This is a genomic window from Bacillus sp. CR71 (assembly GCF_003429245.1).
In the GTDB taxonomy this organism is placed as follows: domain Bacteria; phylum Bacillota; class Bacilli; order Bacillales; family Bacillaceae_G; genus Bacillus_A; species Bacillus_A thuringiensis_S.
Genome location: NZ_CP031748.1, coordinates 1,546,667 through 1,568,111, shown reverse-complemented (window position 1 = coordinate 1,568,111; position 21,445 = coordinate 1,546,667). Strand labels below are relative to the sequence as shown.

The following is a 21,445-nucleotide window of genomic DNA, read 5'->3' as shown; positions in this document are numbered from 1 at the left end:
TCCAAGGATATACAATTAAGCATCACCTCAAGTTATTTTAGTCGTAATAAGTTGGCCAGCTTCATTAATAGTAACTTTCCATTTCACTCCACTAGCTGTCTTCATGATTATGCCTTTACTTGCCTCTATTTCAATATCTCCAAACATTCTTCCACCAGTTGTAGCTAACCAAGCATTCCCATTTTCCATAGAAGACCTTGCAAAAATGCGATTAATTCGAAAACGCTTATGATCTTGAGAATAACCACTTAATGTAATTCTTACTTTATATAGTTGATTCGCCTTCATATTCGATATAATTGTATCGCCTACATTTAATGGAACATCCGATGCGATAACCCAATTTCCAGTTGCGCTTAATGCATATTCAATTTTAATTTTTTTCGCGCTTTCTCCCCATCCAAAATACATTCCAAAACAATTTAACATTTGTATTGGTTTTTTCGTAAAATCCAGTTCAATGACAACTGGATTACTATCTGGAACGTCAATATAGTTTACACTTTGTTCATCTATTAAATTAAAGCAATTTGCGAGATTTCCACCGTACGGTACTTTCCCACTTACTTGCTTAACAATATACTTTTGCTGAGCATTTACTAATATATCATCTTGATTGCCTATTAAGTGAGGTTTATTTAACGTAATCGGTAACTGAATTCGAAGAGATTCTTCATAGGTAGACTTACAAACATTGTATTGCCCTTTATCTACAATAGTTGTCGAAAGCAGATTTGAAAAAAGGTAGTTACGATGAGAATTAGAAGAAAATTCAATGACAATTTGTTCACTACTCATCCGGTACGTATCCCAAATCATACAATCAAATGTATTATACGCACCTGAGCAACGAATTACTTTTTTCGTTTGTTGTCTACATTGCACTTGAATATCATGAAACGTATTTCCTGAACTTTCATTTGGCAAATCACTATTTCCATCTACTTCAATCCCATACCCGCATCCATCAATAAATATAGATTGAAATACATTGGCGTTAATCCAGCAAGGTGTATTGATATCATTTATATATTCTGTCTTCAAATGTATTGCAGTTTGAAAGTTTTTAATTTGAATAAATTTAACTTGAAAGAAACTAATAAAATCCCATGCCTTTTGACAATAAAAATGTATAGCTTTTCCTTTATACGATGGGGTTGCATTTACTATATTTATATTTGATATAACCGATTGATTAGGTACTTCGATTTGTTGTGAACCAGAAACATAAATAACAGCAGATTGAAACAATGGATTTATAACTTGAATAGTACCACCAATTACCGAAGCGTTACTTTGTAGCTCAAATGCATTAAAATCCCCATCAATTTGCAGCGTTACGGTAGGATCTAACTCTAATCTTACATTTGATTTAATAACAATTGGCTTTACAATTTTGTACGTATTTACTCCTGTAATTCTTACCGTCGAAATTCGGTTAGCTACACAATAATCAATAGCTTGTTGAATTGCTAATGAACTATCATTTCCTGAGTTCGGAACTGCGCCAAAACAATTAATATGAACGCTACTTTCTGGCACACAACCTTCTTGGGAAGAAATATATTCTGACAAAATAAATTCACTCCTCATATTACCTTTTTCATATAATATGTGAGTTCTCTCTTAAAAGTTTCTATAATAAAAAAAACAAACGACCTACCCGGTCATTTGTTTAATTCATATATATTTTTCGTTTCTTCTATCATTTTAGTTAACGAGAAATACCTCACTGCTTTCTCTCGTGCTTCGAGTCTAATAGCATTTACCTTTTCTTCATTCCCTTGTAGTTCCTCCAGTGCACTTGCGAATTCCAATTCGCAATATTCAGATACCAAAACACCTGATTCTCCATCTATTACCGCTTCATGTATTCCGCCAACATCTATTGAAACAATTGGTGTCCCTGTAGCCATCGCTTCAATTACTACCATTGGAAATACTTCACGAAAAGATAATAAAAGTAAGGCATCCATTTTCCCTATAAACTCATGCGGTTCTGAAATATTTCCTAGCATCTTTACACTTTGTCGCAATCCATATTTTTCTATTTCTTTCATAATCGATTCTTTCTCTGGTCCATCACCAGCAATATAAAACAGAAAATCATGTCTCTTTTTCAACACATTTGCAATTTTGACAAATAGTTGATGGTTTTTCTCTTTGGATAATCTAGCTAATATCCCTATTTTATATGTAGATTCTTTCTTTTTCTGCTGGAATAAAAACTTTTCAATATCGACACCGTTATAAATTGTATTTATTTTTTCTTCTGCTACATGAATTGAGATTAAATTATTCTTTTCAAACTCACTTACTGTAATAATATTGTTCACATATTTATTCATGAAATAACGAAAAAGCGTTGGCATTTTCTTTTCTAATATCGTTACATTATGTTTCGTATAAACAATTTTTATCTTTTTTTTAATAAACTTTTGAAGTAGCAAAGCATATAATACCATTCGCAAACTATTTGCATGAATAAGTTCTATCTTTCGTTTACAAATTTCGTTTCGTAAATAATAAATATTTCTCAAATGATTCCATCGACTAAGTAATATAAAATTTTCTTTTCTAGTAAGAGATTCATATAGTTCTCCATTACCTGCAGCTGTATAAATCTCAAAATCCTCATAATGCAAATTACTTTCCAATTTACAGAAATAGCTCTCGGCTCCGCCAGTTATCAATTTATCTGTCATCAACAGTATATTCATAATTGCGTCTTCCCAACTACATTGATTTTATTTTTTTTATAAGCATGATAAGCATACTTACTAAAATAGTAAAAAATTTGCACCGAATTCAGTCGTTCTTGTTCCCTTAACAATTTCCAATACCGGAAAGCTGCTCTAATTTTATTTCTAGAAACAGAATTTGTAACAATTCTATATTTTGCTAATACTTGCTGTATCCCTTTTGCTTCATACCCTTCATGTAATAAGTTCAACCATAACGCTGTATCTTCCGGCTGTATACTAGGCATTTCGACATACGGAATTTTTTCACGATCAATCATCACTGTTAAACACCCGATAATTGTATTCCCTGCTAAATAATGATAGTCAACAGATTTTGGTACACTCACTTCGCGATTTAGTTCATTACCATTTTCATCAATTAAACTATACGACGCATATGAAAAAGCAATATTCATTTCTTCCATAAATAATAATTGTGTCTTCAATTTATGCGGCAACCATATATCATCACTATCTAAAAAGGCAATGTACCTTCCTCTCGCCTCTTGAATCGCTAAATTCCGAGCTTTAGCAGCACCGACATTTTCTTTTAATGATAATAACCTAATTCGTGAGTCTCCTTCTATTATCTCTTTAATTTTTGCGGCAGATTGGTCGGTTGAACAGTCATCAACGATAATCATTTCCCAGTTTTCATACGATTGATTCTGTACAGATAAAATTGTCTCACCTATAAATCGTATACTATTATAAGAAGGTGTTATTACAGAAACATAAGGCGGCTCGTTATGTGCTGATAGACATTTTACCATCTATCTTTCTCCTTCCTTCATATATTGAAATATACTTCACAACAACTGCTAAAAATAAAAAGAACGCTTCGTTAATAATGAGTGACAATGACATCATCTGAAATAAAAATGCAATCATAGTCAATAGAAGGTATGGTTTTTCACGAAATAAAGTATGCTGCGCTAGCTTGAACATTAATATGAATAAAAACGCGCTATATAGAAGAAAACCAATTGTACCCGATTCAGACAAAATTTCTAAAAATGTATTGTGTACATATAATTTTTCATTAAATTGATACTCATAATAATTCGAAAAGTTAAAAGCACCGATTCCGATATATGGATTGGATAAATAATATTTAAAAGCAGCTTCCCATAATGTAAATCTACCACTTCCATTATCATGGGAAAAATCAGAGATTCGTTTATTTAATATGTCATCTAATTGGCCCCCCATTACACTATTCGATAAACTAAAAATAACTAAACTAAACAATACTAAGCTCATAATTATTTTTACTTTTTTAACGAAACTAGACATACATATATATACAAAAACGACAAGTACAAGAGCTAATATACCGCCCCTTGAAAAGGTTAATAGACTCGTCGTAACACATAAAATCAACCCTAATATATTGGTGATATTTTGTAAATTCGTCATATAGTACATAAAAAATATTGTATTATAGAAAATGAAAATATTAGGATCATCTAGCAATCCAATTAACCGTGGATATCCTCTATCAACTAATAACCCAGCAAAAATTTCTCTCTCTTCTCCACCGTATAAACCAAAGTATTGTAAACCGATTATATAGAGTATTAGACTTACAACATTAAATACTACTCCTACATAAGCAATAGATGATTCAAGTACCACTATTTCAGTATTCCCCAATAAATTCCTCATTATAAAATAGCATCCTAAAACGAGTAGCACGCCAAAAATCATACGAATACTAGCATTTAAATACATAGAAAGAATTCCACTTAAACAATAAATGAAATAAAACAGTAAAAATACAACTTCATGAAAATATAACTTTTGAATATGAAAGTCTTTAATTGTTAAACAAAAATATATGACTAAAAAAATCATATATACCTTCAATGAAAATCCAATATATAAATTGTATTTACTTAACATAACAAATAATATTAGAAGAATAATCCATCCCATCGATACTTTCATATTATTTCCCATAGGCTATATCCCCTGTTTCGTAATATAATCCTTTTTGCGTATTTTTCTTATAAAAGAAAGAAGAAGTTTTTTTAGCTCATAATCATATAGGAATATGGCAGCTACTACAATTAGTATATTAAGAACAAGCGCAATCAAATGATATGTATGCACTATATATTGCACTCCAATAAAGGTTACACCAAAATAAATTGTATACGGTATTACAATTTGGAATACAATTTTTTTCTTCACTACACTTACCGCTATATATCCCACTAAAGCGACGATTTCAAATAAAACCATAGCGTATGCCGCTCCTATCACTCCACCAATACTACTAAAGCTATAAAGCATAAACCCACCTATCACCAATGCTACACACTGCACAACAGTTCTTTTATTTTGACATCCACTCGTCGTTAAACCGTCAGCAATGGCAATATTTAAACTTTGTAGCACAATAAGAAATGATAATATTTGGAGTGGTTCTACTGCATTGCTCCATTCTTCATGAAAAAATATAGAAATAAAGTATGGTGCTAAATGATATAAACCGATCGTCATACATATTCCTACAATCGCCATTGATTTAATTTGAAGCAAATTTAATTTCGTATGCTCTTCTAAATTATTCTGGTTATAATGCTTAAAGAGCACTGGAAAAAATGCACCTGCAATTACCCCCGGTACTTGATATAAAGCTGCTGGCATCCGGTACGCCACTGCAAAAACACCTACCATATTTAATGGCAATGTATAGTTAAGCAAGATAGGCGCTAATTGTGGCGTACCCATTATTAAAAAACCGCTAATAATAAAAGGAGTTAATTGCCAAAATAACGCTTTATGAATTACGACTTTCATATTCATTTTCGTCTTTCTTCTCATGATATATATACTGAATAAACCGCCGATCATATACCCAAAAGCATATAAGCGAGCCGTTACATACACCGGTAACTCTCCGAAAATACAAAAACATGTAATTATAATAACAACCGATGATGATACAACTTTAATGAGCGCTATATACTTCATACGTTCCGTCAGTTGAAAATAGGCAATCCCTATGTTTTGCCAAGTTAATCCTATTAACATGAAAAACATTACGTTTATCATCATATAAATTAAATTTTTATCTACATACATATAATGAATAGAAATATAACCGATGATAGAAATAAAAATAAGTAGAATCATTCTTGTTTTTATATACGATGATAAAATCTTCTCTAAATCTGCTCCATCCTTTGCCCCTTCTCGAAGAAATGTATTACTAAGTCCTAAGTCTGTAAAAAATAACATAACAAACGTCACTGCTATGGCAACACTAAACATCCCATAATGTTGTGCGTTAAAAAAGTTTGCTAAAGCAATTAAACTGACAGCCTGAAGAAGGTTAGCTAAAATCGTGCTATAAAATAGATGGATAATATTATTTAGAATAGATCTACCCATACCAGTTCTCCTTTGCAAGTAACCTACTTACATATGTTGTTTGTTTACATATATATTTATCTTGCACCATTACCGTTCAATACAATTAAAACGGTCTTACATAAAATACGGATGTCCATCCGAATCGTTTTCATTTCAATATACTCCATGTCTAACCTCAACTTTTCCTTTGGATCAAGATTATACCCTCCATTTATTTGTGCCCATCCTGTTAAGCCTGGTTTTACCATTAAACGATCCTTAAATTCTGGAATATACGCATCAAATTCATTATAAAAAAACTCTCTCTCTGGTCTAGGACCTACAAAAGACATATCTCCTCTTAAAATATTTAAGAGTTGTGGTAATTCATCAATTCTCGTTTTTCTTATAAACAATCCAACTTTTGTAATTCTTTGATCATGTTCTTTTGCCCATTGTGGTCCGTTCATTTCAGCATCCTTTACCATCGACCTTAATTTAAATACATTAAACTTCTTCCCGTTTATACCTAAACGTTCTTGAAAGTAAATTGGAGCCCCTGATGTTTCTAAAGTAATCATAATACAAAAGAACAACATAATTGGTATCGTTAATAGTAACAATATGATTGAAAATATAATATCAAACAAGCGTTTTACACTTCGATTCAATATGCTAGGCTTTTCTTGAGCCGGAATCGTATACAACTTGGCTTGATTTGTTTCACGAATCATGGATCGTTACCCCCACATTCAAGAATATAAAATTATACCTATTAATTCACATTCTTTTCTCTTTATATCCGCTATTACTTTTTGCACTGTACGTAGTGAATCTTTTCGCTTTTTAACTGCTAAAACCACTCCATCGCACTTCCCTGCAATAATGTGCGTAGCAGGAAGGTCAAATACTTCAGAGGAATAAAAGAAAATGTAATCAAAATCTTCTTTCCACTTAGCAATCGCATTATCAAATTCATCCATAGCAATTAAGGGTGTCCCTGTGTGTACTGTTTTTTTTGCAGGAATACAATATAAGTATTTAGACAAATTACTAGAAAAAGATTCATAATTGCAGGGGGAAGAACTTATTATATCGTTTACTGTTATCATGTGATTACTTTGTAATAATACATGTAGTTTAGGGTCAGAAAAATTCACATCAATAAGTAACACCTTTTTCTTCATTTCCGCAAACACTAGCCCCATATTTACTATAAGCGAGGCAACAACACCTCTGTCCTTCGTTGAACTAACTGTGAACAGTTGTTTTCCAGATTTTTTCAGCTCGTGATATACCGTATAAAACTGCTCTTTCATCAGATCATCATGCATATTGAATGGCAGCTGTTTCTTTGTCCTAAACATCGACATGTTCACCTCGATATATAGATGATTGTTTATCAACCTCTGTAGGTTTCTTTTTTCTATTCGGTTTCATATTTATGTAACCAATAACAGAAACTGTAGTTATTTTCTCTAAATCCTGTTCCACGTATATACGTTCATCAAAATAATCTCGAAATACAGCTAAACCTATACCAACAAAAAAACTAACAATTAAAGAAATAGGAATGATTAGTTGAAATTTCGGAAACAATTTTTCGGCCTGTTCCTGTAACTCAGGATCAGTTAATACTTTCACTCCTTGTACATTTGTGTACTGTTGAAAGCTTTTTTGTGATTGCTCTGCCAATGTCTTTACTATGTCTTTCACGACTTTCGGATTGGAATCTTTTACTGTAACAGTTACAATTTGTGAGTTGTCCGTATTTACCACCGAGATTTTTTGTGCTAATTCATAACTTGATTGCTCTAATTTCAAAGTTTTTTTAACTGTTGAAATAATTAATGGGCTTTTTAAAATATCGACATACGATGTTACTAGTTGCTTATTTTCTTGTGTTTTATTTGTTGAATTTTCCTTATTAAACTCATCTAAATTCCCAACAAGAATTTGCGTTGAATATTGATATGACGGCTTTAAAACATACATAGAGATAAGAACTAAAGAAGCGGTTAAACAACACATCGTTAAAATAATCGTTACGAATCTTCTTTTCAATAATTGTTGAAAATCTTTTATACTCATTTCTTGCTTCAATTATTTCACCGCCCTTTTCTGAATAACATCCTGCAAGTCACTCTTTACAGATAACCCTTTCTCCTTTCTATCCACTTGTTTTGTTACATACTTTCCGACTCTCAATGCAAATTTTTCTACATATATATACGAAAGCATTGCAAATATAAACGAAAAAACAAGTGAAAAAATTAAAATAATAGGCAACGGTAATATTTTATGGAGCATGTATATAAGGGAAAATAACGATATAATATGATATAAATAAAGACTGTAAGAAATCTTCCCCAAATATAACAAGTATTTATTACGTAGTAAGGACGACAAAGTTGATATTGACAAGCTTAATATGACAAATAGACATGCGCTTATCGCCACTACATAGTCTCGAAATATAAAATTATTGAGCACTTTCATTTCTCCAATAAGCCCTTCATACATAAAAAGTAAAATCGCAAATAAAAACCATGCAATTTTCGTGTTTTTAGTACAATTACTATAAAAAACTATTAAATTATTTTTATACTTCGCAACTAGTGCTCCTAGTAAAAATAGCACCGTATAATGCAAAGTTAATGCATAGCTTGTTAATGTTAAGCCCGAACGAAACAAAAATAATATGATGACAGAACATATACTAAAACTAAACAATAATAGTAATGAACCCCTTAACGTTTTTCGTAAGCAAATCATCAAAATTAACGGGAAAATTATTGATATTCGCATTTCATGGACAAGCGACCAAATCACACCGTTATATGCATCTGTATTATATTTCCCAACCAATAAAATATGTTGTGCGATTAAGCTTGAAGAACTTTCAATCGTCCATGAGCGATTAAACCATTCACTTAAATAAGAAATACCATATTCACTAATTGTAGTCTGGCATATAATCGCTATAATTATTGCCACAATATAAGGAATATATATTCTGCATATACGTTTTAAAAGGTATGACCCATAGCTACTATAGTTTTTTTGAATAGATTCATACAAAACAAATCCGCTCAAAACAAAAAAGATAATAACAGATTCGTTACCACTACTAAAAATTAGACGAGCAGGTGTTTCTTTTAATAGATACACAACAAATGGTTTATTATCTTCATAACTGTAATTTTGAAATGCTGAAAAAATCATTAAATGATGACCAATCATTACTACTAATGAAGAAATCCCTCTTATAGAGTCCAATTCTTCGTATCTCTTCATCTTTTTACATCAACTCCTAATGAAATGATACTAATCATTTCAAAGCGACATCTTTATTCATATTCCTCTCCTTTCTTTTCATTCCAATTTTTCATATTAAAATGATTTTATAGTATAAATTTGAGTGTATTGTAACATTTTTTGTAATATTATGAATAGTAAATCTCAAAAATTGGTATATACCAATTTCAACCTCGAAAAATGAGTAATATTGATAGAAAAACACTATAAAAATATCTTGCATATTTACAAAATTAAAGAGATGAATAGCGTTTTTTCAATATAAAATAAAAAAGATAGCCTATATAGGCTATCTTTTTTATTTTATTTAATTACTGGCACCACTATATGCTACATGTCGTTTCTCAATTCTTTCTTCAATTTCTTTCATATTTTCTTTATTATTTAATAGTGATTGTTTATTTTCAATTAATAATTGTTTAAAAGATTTTCTCACTTTTTTTCTCATTTTCATTGTCCTCCTTGGGGGATGGTTTATATAAAAGATAAAGAATTATCTGTGTGTCCTTATAATAATTGATTGTTGTGAATTCTATTTGAACTTCATATGAAAATTCCGTTTATTTTCTGACAACTTTGTGAACACGAAAAAAAGACTCTCTAAAACTATGTTGAAATTAATTCACTTCATTATAAAAATTACTATTTCCATCAAATTTTATCATTATATCTTGTCGAAACATTTATATATTTAAAATTGATTTCGACATAATTTTATTTACTATAATACTGTTTATAAAAACAAAAAGAAGGTGTTGCATAAGTCAAAGTTCGACTTATGCAACATCCCTCTTTCTAAACTATTTATAGCATATTTATTAATATTTCAGGTCTTCCCCAATTCATTTCTTCACAAACAAATTTAAGTTTTTCTTCATCCATTGTGTGTAGTCCCTCTTCTAGTGCACATGAAATTGGAACTTCACAGTGAATTTGTGCTAATTGCAACGAAATATTTAAGTTCTCTAAATCACTTTCAATCTTCGTACGCTGCGCTTTCGTTAATGATTCTACATTTTCTAGTACAGCGGATACTGTTCCGTGCTCTTGAATAAGCTTATACGCTGTTTTTTCACCGATACCTTTTACACCTGGATAATTATCACTTGTATCTCCCATGAAAGCTTTTGCATGGACGATTTGCCACGGCTCTACACCTTTTTCTTCCATGATTTTCTCCGGTGTGTAATATTCGTAATTTCCAATTCCTTTACGCAGAAGCATAACTGTAACGTTCTTATCAACAAGTTGAAGTAAATCTGTATCACCAGTTAAAATATAAACTTCAGCTTCATTGCAATATTGTTTTGCAAGCGTACCGATACAATCATCGGCTTCGTAGCCTTTCATACCGATAACTGGAATGGATAATTTCGCAGTCATTTCTTGCACTAAATCAAATTGAGGAATTAATTCTTCTGGTGGCGCTGCACGATTTGCTTTATAATTCGAGAACGATTCTGTTCTAAATGTCGTACTTCCCATATCCCAGCATGTAACGATATGTGTTGGTTCGATCGCTTGCGTAGCTGTTAACAAGTGTTTCATATAACCATGAATCCCGTTCGTAGGGGTTCCATCTTGTCGTTTCATAAATTGTCCGTAGACACTTGTTGCGTAAAAAGCACGAAATAATAGTGCCATACCATCAACTAATAATACTTTTTTCATAATTCCTCTCCTATTAAAAAAATAATAACCTCACGTTATCACGTAAGGTTATATAAATAGATTACCATTCTACGTTTTTGCTCAACTTTGTCTATTATACATGGTTTTTGTATATTTAGCACCATTCACACATTAAGACATCCTACTACAACAAGTATGCAATATGCCTGAATACGTATTTTTTCCAGTAGAAACAACGACAGCCTTTGCATTTCCACTAACAATATGCGAACCTTTAAAACATACATTTTCAAGCTCAAGTGGATTATAATCTTTCATCCGTTTTAATGGAATAAATCGTTTACGTTCAAGGTGATAGCAGCTTTCAAACTTCTCTATACTCGCTTCGTTTCCCGTTAACACAGACTCATTTACTAATAAATCATCTGCATAAATAATACGTACATCAGCTGGCACAGCATCTCCAGCCGAAAGAAAAATCATATCTCCAGGTACAAGTTCTTGCACTGGTATCTCCATCATTTTCAGTTCACTATTTAGCCCTGTACTACTAGAACATTCTACTCTAGATACAGTAATCGTTTCACGTTGTAATTCATCACACACACGTTGTTTTGAAAAACCTGGGATCATGCCACCAAGCTTCATCATTACTTCTGCAAGAAGTGCTCTTTTTGAAGTTAGTTCATTTCGGCCATATACTTGAATACGTTTTTGTGCCTCTTTCATTGATAGTCCGTCTCTTGTTGTTTTAAAATATGCAAATACAGATTTTACATCTCTTGTTGCAATTTCAATTAATAAATCTTTATTTTTTTGAAGCATTGTTTGTTCTTTTATTGATTTTTTACTTAGTTTATATGACGTGTTACCCACAGTTTTGTTTGCATATAACATATTATCGTCTCCTCCTTTACAACATAGGAAGAAACGCTTTGTTTCTCAATTTATCCACTTTACTGTGAAAGTGTCTAGCGCTTTATAAACGCTACATTGTGATAAATATAGAGGGAGGAACAAATCGTTTCCTGCCTACATCATATATTTTTGATTTGAAGTATATGGGTAACGGAACCGAGTCAGAATTTGACATGCTCCTCACCTCCTCGTTTAATTTTATAGTTTATACTATGAAATTACTCATAGCTTGGTAACAAAAAAGACCCCTACCCTTAAGAGAGTAGTGGCCATTACATACACAAATAAACGATTTCTAATATAATTAGAAATCTACGGACCTCTCCCTCACCGAGTTTTAGCACTGTATAGCATAGGTACATTACCAGCTACGTTAAGAAAAACCTTAATTCGATCATTCCTGTTGACCCATTGGCGTCTCTCGACATTTTTGGGCAGTAGCATTTCTCTATACAGGAGCCTCACCTAACAGAGACTTATTTTCATTACATTGAAAATGTTACTCTTATTTAAAATAGATGTCAACCGTAGCCTACAATTTTTTCAAAAGGTATGGCAAACTAACATATATAAAGTGAAACTTTAATCAGTGGGGTTTTGTTCATCCCCCACTGATTATTAGCCCTCACCAATCGGGCTGCCCGGCAAATAGCGGAATAAAATAAAAAACTTTACGTTTAAACGTAAAGTTTTTAATAAGTTATACAGCCAGCAATTACAATCCCAATTGAAAGCGATAAAAACATAAGAAAAAGACCGACTGCTTGATTATCTTCTTCAAGACTTTTGTTTATATTAAAGCGTGGTGTAAGCCACTCAGCTAAATAAAAAACGATAATTTGAGCCAAAATCCCAACTGCTCCCCACGAAATCATATCAAGAAGTGAAATTGAATTAGCTGCTGTCGAATATAAAACAATAGCTAACCCAAGTAATCGTCCTCCAAGCACATAGCTTACCGCCTTATTCCCTTGAGCCATTAACTTAAATTCCTTAACTTTCGTTGTCACTTCCATCAAGAACAGACCAATACATAAAAGTCCGAGTGTTACTGCTAAATATGATAAAAAATTAATCATTTTTCCCCCTCCTTTTTATACCTACCGGTAAATAGTACGATTCATTTCCTGTAATCTTTTCTCCCGCGCGAATACCGATACTACTTGCTTTTCCAGCAATTAAAAAAGAACCAAACACATACGACAGTTTCTCCATCCCTTTTTCTGTTTCCAAGGATACGACTGGAAGTTCTATATACTTTTGAAATATCGGCAGTGAAGTTTTATACGTTTGATGTGCATTTTGAAGCATAATATTTTCATCCTTATCGCGAATCGTAATTGTATCTCCTTCTCTACCAAATGAAGGTTTTTGAACGAAAGAACCTTTTCCTAAAAATAAATCTGGTTCTAAATATGTAGGTAACATATATTCTTTAATCCACTGTTGTTCCTCGTTTGTATAAAAGACTTCTTCTTCTGCTAACCCCCAAATAAGACACTGAATTGATTTTGGCTGAAGTAAAAATGCTGACAAAGGATTTATTATAAAAAGCTTTCCGGCTTTTACAAGTTGCAGCAGTTCCACACCTACCAAATCTCCTGTTTCAGGATCTTGATCCTCAATTAAATCTTCTATCGGATATGTTTGACGATATAAAACATCAATCTTCGCCCCATCTTTATCAACTAGAGCACCTTTCGTAATTCTAAGTTCTGACATTGGCACTACTTTATTTTCAACATGGCATAACTGACTTAAATACATAGTCGTATTCCAATCCTCAATATGTTCATGATGTGCTGTAAAAACAACATTTGGATTGTCTAATCCCTTTGTCGCTTCCATTACAGCTTTCGTAACACCAGAAGATAGTAATCGTTCTTGATCCGAGTTTGGATCATCATAACCTAGGTTTTCACAAACTTTTCCATTCATTTGAAAGCATTCCATAATAAAAGTTGGTGTATCACTATTAAACTCAAGCATTTTAATTTGGTTATCAACCGTTATAACGAAATCAAATCGTGAAATAACAGATTCAGGATATAATCCTTTCATTCTAATGAATGATAAGCTCGCAGGAGGAAAACCAAGCTCAAGAATCTGTTCGTCACTTAAATTTCGCAAAAGTCTAGCAGTCTTAAAAAATATTTTACCCATTCGTTCAGTCGCTAAGTATAATTGTTCCAAAGTCTGATTTGTTATAGAAAAAACATGAAACAAACTATATTCACATTCATATAAATCCGACCAAAAATTCGGATATTTTAAATAAAAATCTTTTCGATCCCTTATGTATTGCGACATATTTTAGCCCCCAAATCCTCCCTTTGAACCGCTTCCAATTCCACCTTTAAATTCAGCAGACGATTGATACGATTTAAACGCCGATGAATTTTTAAAAGTGGATTTATTTTGATAATATCGCCCACCATAGAAATAATGCCCACGATAACCTGAACTACTATCATCACACTGCCATACCCCAAGTTCATCATCCCAATCCCAATCAGAACAACTATTATCATTCGGTTTTGGGGGAAGATCTTGTGCGCAACCAAATAAAGTGCCAGTCATTAAAGACGTTACGACACCACCTACTAGCCATTTCGTTTTTGTCACCTTCGCACTCCCCTTTTTAAATTCTATTCCTATTATATAGGATGGCATGATAAAGTAGAAGAAAAAGGAAGAAGAGGGATGAAATGCGCTTAGAATATCGACTTAATGATGAAACGAAAGGGTATCCTGCTTTATGGAACTACGCCAATATTTCTAATTCTGAAATCATCGCACGCATGACTTGTGAATATTTTATTAAAGAGAAAAATACTTATGTTGTTACTGCAACTTCGGTTGATCCAGACGGAACAGCAGTTATTTATATTCAAAAAGAAGTTTTCGCCAATGACCCTTCAGACCCTACATACTCCCACATCGGTTTTGAAATTAGAGAACTAAGTGAAACGAGTTCAAGCTTAGTAGATAGTCAAGATGTATGGAACTACGAAGAAATTTTACCATCTCTTCATTCAGATATTATATATATTCAGCGAGACGGCATGTCTATGGAATTCTCCTTGGATTCAAGAGAGATTGATGAAGACAGAAAGTGCTACATTTATTACGGAAACTTCACAGGTGAATCAAGATAATATTGATATATCTATGCAACAAAAAAACCTTACGTATAAAACGTAAGGTTTTTATATAGCCCCACATATGCCGTTCTCTCTAGATGTCCATAAACCTGCTCTCACAGGTGGATGCTCTCACAAATGTTTGTAACTTCCTTCTTAAAAAGATGGCATGTTAGCTACATTTAAATATTGAACTTCCATATTAAACTTATTGGTTTAAGACATGCATAAGCTACGTACACCGTAGGAATTTTATATAAGGTTAGTTGAAATAAGACCCCCGCACGTGCCGCTCCTCGTAAATGTCCAAAAACCCGCTACTCGCAGGTGGATGCCCTCACAGTTACCGTACATCTTCCTCCACAAGGAAGGCTTGATGATGGTCGCTAAATATTGAGCTTCCGTATAACTAACATCGGTTTTAGACATAAATAAGTTACGTACACCGCAGGATGTATTATTTACTTGTCGTTATATTATCACATTGTTTCCAATGTGTAAAATACAAAGTTTTTCGAGCAATCTCTTGCTTGTGACCTTATTTTAATACAAATTATTTTTGCATGCAAGTGATTAATCTTCTTCTTTTGCAATTTGATTTTCTGGATAAGAAATCCAATCACTCCAGCTACCCGCATACAATTTAACATTTTGGAATCCAGCCAATTTTAACGCAATGATATTTGGACATGCCGTAACACCAGAACCACAATATACAATGGTTTCCTTATCTTTCGACAGATTTTGGAATCGTCCTTGTTGCTCAGCTTCATTCTTAAATTGTCCTGATTGCAACATTCCATCCTTCCAAAAATAGTTTGCTGCTGTCGGAATATGTCCTGCTTTATGATCGACAAGTTCCTCTACACCAGCATAACGTTTTGGCTCTCTTGAATCAATTAACGTAACATCTGCACCTGCCTGGATATTCTCTCTTACTGTTTCCATCGATACAAGCATATGATCTTGTATGTTTGTTTTGAATGTTTTTCGTATAACAACAGGAATTTCCGTTGTTGTCGGTAGTCCATTCTCTTTCCAAACCGGGAAACCACCATCTAATATATATACTTTCTCATGTCCTACATAGTTACATAACCACCATAAACGAGCAGCATTTGCACCAGCTTGACTGTCATACGCAATTACTGTCGTATGTTCATCAATACCAACCTCCGAAAGCTTGTCCGCAAACTCTTCAATGCTTGGCAACGGGTGGCGGCCACCATGCTCTACTATAGGACTTGATAAATCTAAATTCAAATCAAAATATAAAGCATGAGGAATATGTTCTTCTTCATACTTTTCTCTACCCCAATTAGGATTCGCTAAATCAAAACGACAATCGATTACACGGACGTTCTCATCTTCTATATGCTCACGTAACCATTCGACTGTAACTATCATCTTTAACGACCTTCTTTCTCTTGTAAACGACTTACATACTCCATAACCATTTCTTCTGTAACATATTTACGCTGCAAGGTAACACCATTTTTTGCAAGATCATTAATTTGCTTTGTTACAACATTAATGACATCAACCGAAAATTCTTTCCCATTTGACGCAAGAGATACGGCTGCTTCAATAGCTGCTTCACGCTGCGCATCTAATTGTAAACATGCTTTTACACTTTCATTTTGTTTACGAGAATGTGCTGTAATTGCTTTATGTACTTCCATCTTCTCTTCCCCCTAAATAAGTTATACGTTCTAATTCAATTCCATTGCAAGCCGAATCATATCACGGCATACAATGCCATTTTCAATAATCTCTTCTTCATAATGCTTCGAAAAGTAATCAAAATCAATAGAAAAAATACGAAATCCACATTTTTGATATAAAGCAAGTTGTGAAACACTAGAATTACCTGTACCAATTTCCAGTTTTGACATACCATATCCTTTAGCAGTTTCTACAGCATGACTTACTAGCTTCTTTCCAATCCCTTTTCCTTGCACATGCTCTGCAACCGCAATATTCATGATTTCCATCGTCTTTGGCCTTGTTTCTAAAAGAACATATACACCGATAACGCTACCCTCTTGCTTTGCTACGTATGTTAATCCTCTTTGTACATATGTAGCTATTTGCCGTTCACTTGGATCAGCAAGTAGCAATAAAGACTTCGGTATAGCTTCTTCTTTCGAAATATACTCTATTACTACACCCATAAAAATTCCCCTTTCTCTATTGTTCTAAACCCTCCTTGTCTACCATAAGTAATAGAAAGGAGGGGTTCATCATGGACAACAATGAGAAAAAATGCAACGTCATCTCTATTGATGGAAAGAAGAAGAAAAGCGACACGTATTCCTACCCAAAATTAGTAGTAGAAAACAAAACATATGAATTTTCTTCATTCGTCTTATGCGGTGAAACACCAGATGGCAGACGACTCGTTCTTACTCATATGATTTCTACCGATGAATTTGCTGGATTTGTCAAATCTTTAGATACTGTACTGCAAAAGAAAATTGAACGAATCTTTTTCTCATAACGACTATATAACATAAATTTCTTTTTCAATCTCTACTAACTGCTTTTGCAATTGTTCTTTACTTTGTTCATATAGAGATACATCGATCGTTTCAGCCAATGCAAACAATATACTTTCATAATAGTTCATCACATCTTGTTGCATCACTTTTTGGAATAAGTTCCACTTCATATCCCATTCTTGCTTATAATGATGAACAAATAAATCTTTTTCATCGGCTACATAGTTTGATACGAGCGGTTCTAATACAGATTTAGCGTCTTCTTGCATAAAAGCTTTGTCATTCTTTTCAAAAAAGCTTTTCTCATTTTTAAAATGTGCCAGTGCTTTTTTGAAATCTTTTATTTCAACTGAAGGGAACGGTTCTTTATGTGTAATATCTTTATATTCATACTCCACTGTTCCATTCATAGAAATTGATTGATTTTCTACTTTACAGTTCACTACAATTTCGTCCTTTGCACGCTTCATCGCTTCGTCTATCCATTTTTCAAGACGTAATGATGTCGCACGCATTTCTTGTAATAAATCATGCTGAATAAATGCTACTAATTCCATAACACACTGTTGCAATTGTGTTTTCACATTTCCATCCGTTCGAAGTGACGCCGGATTAATAAATTCAGTAAACACATCGTTATAGCGTAGGAATAGACGCTGTTGCACGTAATAAAGCAACTCTTTCACTTCATTTTGCATCGCCTGTTCTTCAGCAAGTACACTATATGATGAAATGATATGAAGTAGTTGACCACGCTCTGCTTCATATTTTTTCGTTTGCTTCTCTTTCTCTTCATTCCCCTGCTTTGCACCATTTATCATGTTTACTAAAAGCTGATCTGCCCCTTGCAACGCACCATATAGAGCATGCACAGAAACAAGCATTAAATCTCTCATCATAAAGGACGTAAATGATTCCTCAAACTTAGTAATTCCAGAGTTTTGTAAAATACCATACTTCTCTTTTTCAACATTCTTTCCTTGTTTCTCTTCAAGCGCACATAAACTTGAAATTGCAAATAAACGCGGATTTCTAATACCGTATTGCAGTAGCTGATCTGCGATATAACCTTTTACCATTTCAAGTTCTTCTTCAGACTCTGCTAAATCCGCCGCATTAATTAAGAAGAACATTTTATCAAGGGCAAAGGTATCCTTTACACGACCAAGCTGAATTAAAAATTCACGATCAGCACGAGAGAATACATGGTTATAATATGTTACAAATAAAATAGCATCTGCGTTTTTAATATACTGGAATGCAACATCCGTATGGCGAGCATTAATAGAATCCGCTCCAGGTGTGTCTACAAGCGCTACTCCCTGCCTTGTTAAAGCACAATCATAATAAAGCTCCATATACTCAACGAAGCATGATTTTTCTTCGTTCGCTACATAATCAGAGAACTCTTCTAATGTAACTTGTACTTGTTCTCCTAAATAAGTAGAAACTGCATCATACCCTTTTTGTACCGCTCGTAAAAAGCTAAATGTTGTTTTTTGCTTCCCAGTTGGTGAAGGATATTTCATAACTTTATCAATTTGTGCTAACGCCTCATCTAACGTAGTAATCTCATAATGAAACAGCTTATAAACAGCTTTCATATCTTCTAATAAAGCTTGCTTTGATTTGAATTGAACCATTACTGTTCCGTGTGGTTTTTCCTCTGTAACCGGCAAAATTTGATTAATCGTTGCCGTCGTCGGATTTGGTGATACAGGAAGTACCTTCTCACCTAGTAAGGCATTGGCAAATGATGATTTCCCAGCACTAAAAGCTCCGAATAACGCTACTGTAAATTGTTTCGTTTCCACACGACGCCTTTTTTCTATTACCTCTTGCTGTACATGTTTCAGCGCTGGCAATGGCTCTAATATCATTTCAGCTTTCTTCACTTTCTCTAATATACGCTGAATATTTAAAACTGCTGTTCCTTTTATCTCTTCTTCATGAGCCGCCCCGTTATCATTTACAATCTCCTGCTCTTGTAGTGTAAATTTCTCACTAACAATTTGTTTTTCACGTTGCAATATCTCCTCTATTTGCAATCCTTCTGGTGTAGCAATACGCTCGCGCCAAATATTTTGTAAATAACTTTCATATGTCTCTAAATTGTTACTGTATTGTAATTCCGTCTCTTTTGCCGTTTGCAACATCGTATATTTTTCAATCTCTTGTTCCATACGAGCAACTGCTTCCTTCACCTTTTGCTTTAAAACGACTGCACTTTTATCAAAAATTTGCTGAGCTTTTGTAAAATAACGTTTCTTCAGTTCATTCGCTACATCCGCTGTATAAAGAAGTAAGTAATCACCTGTGAAACCTGCGCCTTGTTTAATGACTTCAGCTAACATTTCTGGTCCAAAAGCAATTTCTAAAGCATATATGTCTTTCCCAATTTCCTCCGTGAACAATCCTTCTTCTTTTAAGAAGGCCACAATAAATTCTTTCACATGAAAATCAAGTTGCGTTTCAACAGTCTTTTGAAGGGCAGAATAAAACGCCTCTACACGTCTTTGTTTTTCTTGCTCCGTCTTTCCTTTTGCAAATAGCAAACCAACTTTAAACTTTGTTAATTTCGTTTCTAAATATGCATTTGCCAATTCTCTCATTTCAAATGGCATTAAATACGCGTTATCTAATATAGCTTGTAAACCTTTTATAAATTCGTTTCTCACATGAGATTCTTTACTAGCCTCGCGATGTTTAATTTCCGTTAGCTCTTCTTTCTTTTCAACTATTTCTGAAATCGAAAGCGGTGATGCTAACTCTTCCTCATATGTCAAAAGAGCTTTTTCATTTTCAGAAAGAATAAACGAGAAATGTTCCCCCATTAAATATTCTGTTTCTCGCTCCATTCCATCTCTTACATACTGCTCTTTTTCTTTCATAATAGATGTAATTAATGTTTCTAAGCTTCCAATTTCATTTTGTGGATGGTTCATCATTCTTAATGACGTATAATAAACTCCATCTACTTCAATATCCCAGTTAGAGAACGATTGTTTTACACTATCTTTATAATCCTCAAACGATAATTCATTTTCTTTATGTTTATCTATTTGATTTACAACGAGATAAACCGTTTTATTACGTTGTTTCAATTCTTTAACAAATTGTAAATTCACTTCCGATTGGACGTGATTATAATCCATCATATAAAAAATTACGTCTGCTAGATGCAGCGTTGATTCTGTCGCTAATTGATGGGCATCATCTGTTGAATCAATCCCTGGTGTATCAACTAACATAACACCCTCAGGAATTGGCGCATCATTCCGATAAATATGAACACCAATTACCTCATCACCGTCTTTACAAATTTGTTTTAATTCTTCCGCTGAATATGCACCATCATATTCGTACTGTTCTCCAGATTTAATCGTTACAACAACACGATCAAATCCCTTTTCAATTTTAACGACGTTAGCGCTTGTCGGAATTGGACTTGTTGGTAACAACTGTGCTTTATATAGATGATTCATCATCGTTGATTTCCCTGCAGAGAAGTGACCGCAGAACGCTATCATAAGCTGTTCTTGTTTATATTTTTGAATCACCTCAAACAACTTTAAACTATTCTCTGCATCGCCGTGTTTTTGCCACTCTTCATAAAAACAAACAAGTTTTCTCATACCGTTTGTCTGTACTATGTTTGTCATCCCCTTGTTCCCCTTTATCCAAGATGTATATACTTTTCCCTGCTATTTGCGAGCTCATAACCAGTGAGAGTTACACCTACCCATTGATTACAGTTTCACTTTACTATCATACTAAATTTTCAGCATATTCTCATTAAAAATAAAAAATCCCTTTCATTCTTTTT

At 33.3% G+C, this 21,445-nt stretch carries 21 protein-coding genes, 2 other RNA genes and 1 riboswitch; of the genes, 2 read left to right on the top strand and 21 right to left on the bottom strand.

Going from position 1 to position 21,445, the window contains the following annotated elements; genetic code table 11:
• Positions 1-27: 27 nt before the first annotated feature.
• From DOS87_RS08175 to DOS87_RS08105, 15 genes are all read right to left on the bottom strand, one after another.
• Entirely contained in the window at positions 28-1,575 is a 1,548-nt protein-coding gene (locus tag DOS87_RS08175; RefSeq protein WP_000006070.1) for a glycoside hydrolase family protein, read from the bottom strand.
• A 92-nt stretch (positions 1,576-1,667) separates the two neighbouring features.
• The gene (locus tag DOS87_RS08170; protein WP_001023692.1) at positions 1,668-2,720 is read right to left on the bottom strand and encodes a glycosyltransferase family 4 protein; all 1,053 of its coding nucleotides are present in this window, start codon (positions 2,718-2,720) and stop codon (positions 1,668-1,670) included.
• Complete coding sequence (locus DOS87_RS08165; RefSeq protein WP_000237677.1) at positions 2,717-3,517, bottom strand: glycosyltransferase family 2 protein; 801 nt, start codon at positions 3,515-3,517, stop codon at positions 2,717-2,719. The genes DOS87_RS08170 and DOS87_RS08165 overlap by 4 nt, the downstream gene beginning before the upstream one ends.
• Positions 3,492-4,706: an O-antigen ligase family protein gene (locus DOS87_RS08160; RefSeq protein WP_000527867.1), complete on the bottom strand. Its 1,215-nt coding sequence runs from the start codon at positions 4,704-4,706 to the stop codon at positions 3,492-3,494. The genes DOS87_RS08165 and DOS87_RS08160 overlap by 26 nt, the downstream gene beginning before the upstream one ends.
• Positions 4,707-4,709: 3 nt before the next feature.
• Complete coding sequence (locus tag DOS87_RS08155; RefSeq protein WP_136803974.1) at positions 4,710-6,146, bottom strand: oligosaccharide flippase family protein; 1,437 nt, start codon at positions 6,144-6,146, stop codon at positions 4,710-4,712.
• A 56-nt stretch (positions 6,147-6,202) separates the two neighbouring features.
• Positions 6,203-6,841, bottom strand: a complete 639-nt coding sequence (locus tag DOS87_RS08150) for a sugar transferase (protein WP_000617647.1) — start codon at positions 6,839-6,841, stop codon at positions 6,203-6,205.
• An 18-nt stretch (positions 6,842-6,859) separates the two neighbouring features.
• Complete coding sequence (locus tag DOS87_RS08145) at positions 6,860-7,480, bottom strand: CpsD/CapB family tyrosine-protein kinase (protein WP_041488115.1); 621 nt, start codon at positions 7,478-7,480, stop codon at positions 6,860-6,862.
• Positions 7,467-8,210, bottom strand: coding sequence for a YveK family protein (locus DOS87_RS08140; RefSeq protein ID WP_000807060.1), 744 nt, complete (start codon positions 8,208-8,210; stop codon positions 7,467-7,469). Before DOS87_RS08140 ends, DOS87_RS08145 begins: the two co-directional genes overlap by 14 nt.
• Complete coding sequence (locus DOS87_RS08135) at positions 8,211-9,404, bottom strand: acyltransferase family protein (protein WP_000833052.1); 1,194 nt, start codon at positions 9,402-9,404, stop codon at positions 8,211-8,213.
• A gap of 328 nt (positions 9,405-9,732) precedes the next feature.
• Entirely contained in the window at positions 9,733-9,873 is a 141-nt protein-coding gene (locus tag DOS87_RS08130; protein ID WP_001228048.1) for an FbpB family small basic protein, read from the bottom strand.
• Positions 9,874-10,229: 356 nt separating this feature from the next.
• Complete coding sequence (locus DOS87_RS08125; protein ID WP_000757068.1) at positions 10,230-11,096, bottom strand: 5'-3' exonuclease; 867 nt, start codon at positions 11,094-11,096, stop codon at positions 10,230-10,232.
• A gap of 132 nt (positions 11,097-11,228) precedes the next feature.
• Positions 11,229-11,954, bottom strand: coding sequence for a P-type ATPase actuator domain-containing protein (locus DOS87_RS08120; RefSeq protein ID WP_000964950.1), 726 nt, complete (start codon positions 11,952-11,954; stop codon positions 11,229-11,231).
• A gap of 337 nt (positions 11,955-12,291) precedes the next feature.
• Positions 12,292-12,455, bottom strand: a riboswitch (M-box (ykoK) riboswitch).
• A gap of 212 nt (positions 12,456-12,667) precedes the next feature.
• Positions 12,668-13,054, bottom strand: a complete 387-nt coding sequence (locus DOS87_RS08115) for a DUF350 domain-containing protein (RefSeq protein ID WP_000606873.1) — start codon at positions 13,052-13,054, stop codon at positions 12,668-12,670.
• The gene (locus DOS87_RS08110) at positions 13,047-14,285 is read right to left on the bottom strand and encodes a glutathionylspermidine synthase family protein (protein WP_208730236.1); all 1,239 of its coding nucleotides are present in this window, start codon (positions 14,283-14,285) and stop codon (positions 13,047-13,049) included. The genes DOS87_RS08115 and DOS87_RS08110 overlap by 8 nt, the downstream gene beginning before the upstream one ends.
• A gap of 3 nt (positions 14,286-14,288) precedes the next feature.
• Entirely contained in the window at positions 14,289-14,600 is a 312-nt protein-coding gene (locus DOS87_RS08105; RefSeq protein ID WP_000169030.1) for a hypothetical protein, read from the bottom strand.
• 83 nt (positions 14,601-14,683) lie between these two features.
• On the opposite strand from DOS87_RS08105, the gene DOS87_RS08100 reads away from it, so the two are divergent.
• Positions 14,684-15,133, top strand: a complete 450-nt coding sequence (locus DOS87_RS08100; protein WP_001235522.1) for a hypothetical protein — start codon at positions 14,684-14,686, stop codon at positions 15,131-15,133.
• Positions 15,134-15,187: 54 nt separating this feature from the next.
• Here DOS87_RS08100 and ssrS (DOS87_RS08095) read toward each other — a convergent pair.
• The 5 genes from ssrS (DOS87_RS08095) to DOS87_RS08075 all read right to left on the bottom strand — a co-directional run bounded on the left by ssrS (DOS87_RS08095) (position 15,188) and on the right by DOS87_RS08075 (position 17,292).
• A non-coding RNA gene (gene ssrS / locus DOS87_RS08095) (6S RNA) lies at positions 15,188-15,371 on the bottom strand.
• A 21-nt stretch (positions 15,372-15,392) separates the two neighbouring features.
• Positions 15,393-15,575: non-coding RNA, 6S RNA (gene ssrS / locus DOS87_RS08090), on the bottom strand.
• Positions 15,576-15,691: 116 nt separating this feature from the next.
• Positions 15,692-16,525 carry a sulfurtransferase gene (locus DOS87_RS08085; protein WP_000637581.1) on the bottom strand — a complete coding sequence of 278 codons (834 nt, stop codon included), beginning with the start codon at positions 16,523-16,525 and terminating at the stop codon, positions 15,692-15,694.
• Between the two features lie 2 nt (positions 16,526-16,527).
• Positions 16,528-16,800, bottom strand: a complete 273-nt coding sequence (locus DOS87_RS08080; RefSeq protein WP_000451820.1) for a YpbS family protein — start codon at positions 16,798-16,800, stop codon at positions 16,528-16,530.
• Between the two features lie 30 nt (positions 16,801-16,830).
• The gene (locus DOS87_RS08075) at positions 16,831-17,292 is read right to left on the bottom strand and encodes a GNAT family N-acetyltransferase (RefSeq protein ID WP_000539328.1); all 462 of its coding nucleotides are present in this window, start codon (positions 17,290-17,292) and stop codon (positions 16,831-16,833) included.
• Between the two features lie 71 nt (positions 17,293-17,363).
• On the opposite strand from DOS87_RS08075, the gene DOS87_RS08070 reads away from it, so the two are divergent.
• On the top strand, positions 17,364-17,618 hold the full coding sequence (locus tag DOS87_RS08070; RefSeq protein WP_000369740.1) for a DUF3931 domain-containing protein: 255 nt from the start codon (positions 17,364-17,366) through the stop codon (positions 17,616-17,618).
• A 3-nt stretch (positions 17,619-17,621) separates the two neighbouring features.
• On the opposite strand, the gene DOS87_RS08065 is transcribed toward DOS87_RS08070, so the two are convergent.
• Positions 17,622-21,281, bottom strand: a complete 3,660-nt coding sequence (locus DOS87_RS08065; protein WP_086412903.1) for a dynamin family protein — start codon at positions 21,279-21,281, stop codon at positions 17,622-17,624.
• Positions 21,282-21,445 lie beyond the last annotated feature (164 nt).

What these genes read in the sequence shown, in the direction of transcription:
- DOS87_RS08170 (WP_001023692.1), bottom strand. Translation starts at nt 2,720, where the DNA reads ATGAATATACTGTTGATGACAGATAAATTGATAACTGGCGGAGCCGAG.
- DOS87_RS08165 (WP_000237677.1), bottom strand. Translation starts at nt 3,517, where the DNA reads ATGGTAAAATGTCTATCAGCACATAACGAGCCGCCTTATGTTTCTGTA.
- DOS87_RS08160 (WP_000527867.1), bottom strand. Translation starts at nt 4,706, where the DNA reads ATGGGAAATAATATGAAAGTATCGATGGGATGGATTATTCTTCTAATA.
- DOS87_RS08155 (WP_136803974.1), bottom strand. Translation starts at nt 6,146, where the DNA reads ATGGGTAGATCTATTCTAAATAATATTATCCATCTATTTTATAGCACG.
- DOS87_RS08150 (WP_000617647.1), bottom strand. Translation starts at nt 6,841, where the DNA reads ATGATTCGTGAAACAAATCAAGCCAAGTTGTATACGATTCCGGCTCAA.
- DOS87_RS08145 (WP_041488115.1), bottom strand. Translation starts at nt 7,480, where the DNA reads ATGTCGATGTTTAGGACAAAGAAACAGCTGCCATTCAATATGCATGAT.
- DOS87_RS08135 (WP_000833052.1), bottom strand. Translation starts at nt 9,404, where the DNA reads ATGAAGAGATACGAAGAATTGGACTCTATAAGAGGGATTTCTTCATTA.
- DOS87_RS08130 (WP_001228048.1), bottom strand. Translation starts at nt 9,873, where the DNA reads ATGAGAAAAAAAGTGAGAAAATCTTTTAAACAATTATTAATTGAAAAT.
- DOS87_RS08125 (WP_000757068.1), bottom strand. Translation starts at nt 11,096, where the DNA reads ATGAAAAAAGTATTATTAGTTGATGGTATGGCACTATTATTTCGTGCT.
- DOS87_RS08120 (WP_000964950.1), bottom strand. Translation starts at nt 11,954, where the DNA reads ATGTTATATGCAAACAAAACTGTGGGTAACACGTCATATAAACTAAGT.
- DOS87_RS08115 (WP_000606873.1), bottom strand. Translation starts at nt 13,054, where the DNA reads ATGATTAATTTTTTATCATATTTAGCAGTAACACTCGGACTTTTATGT.
- DOS87_RS08110 (WP_208730236.1), bottom strand. Translation starts at nt 14,285, where the DNA reads ATGTCGCAATACATAAGGGATCGAAAAGATTTTTATTTAAAATATCCG.
- DOS87_RS08100 (WP_001235522.1), top strand. Translation starts at nt 14,684, where the DNA reads ATGCGCTTAGAATATCGACTTAATGATGAAACGAAAGGGTATCCTGCT.
- DOS87_RS08085 (WP_000637581.1), bottom strand. Translation starts at nt 16,525, where the DNA reads ATGATAGTTACAGTCGAATGGTTACGTGAGCATATAGAAGATGAGAAC.
- DOS87_RS08080 (WP_000451820.1), bottom strand. Translation starts at nt 16,800, where the DNA reads ATGGAAGTACATAAAGCAATTACAGCACATTCTCGTAAACAAAATGAA.
- DOS87_RS08075 (WP_000539328.1), bottom strand. Translation starts at nt 17,292, where the DNA reads ATGGGTGTAGTAATAGAGTATATTTCGAAAGAAGAAGCTATACCGAAG.
- DOS87_RS08070 (WP_000369740.1), top strand. Translation starts at nt 17,364, where the DNA reads ATGGACAACAATGAGAAAAAATGCAACGTCATCTCTATTGATGGAAAG.
- DOS87_RS08065 (WP_086412903.1), bottom strand. Translation starts at nt 21,281, where the DNA reads ATGACAAACATAGTACAGACAAACGGTATGAGAAAACTTGTTTGTTTT.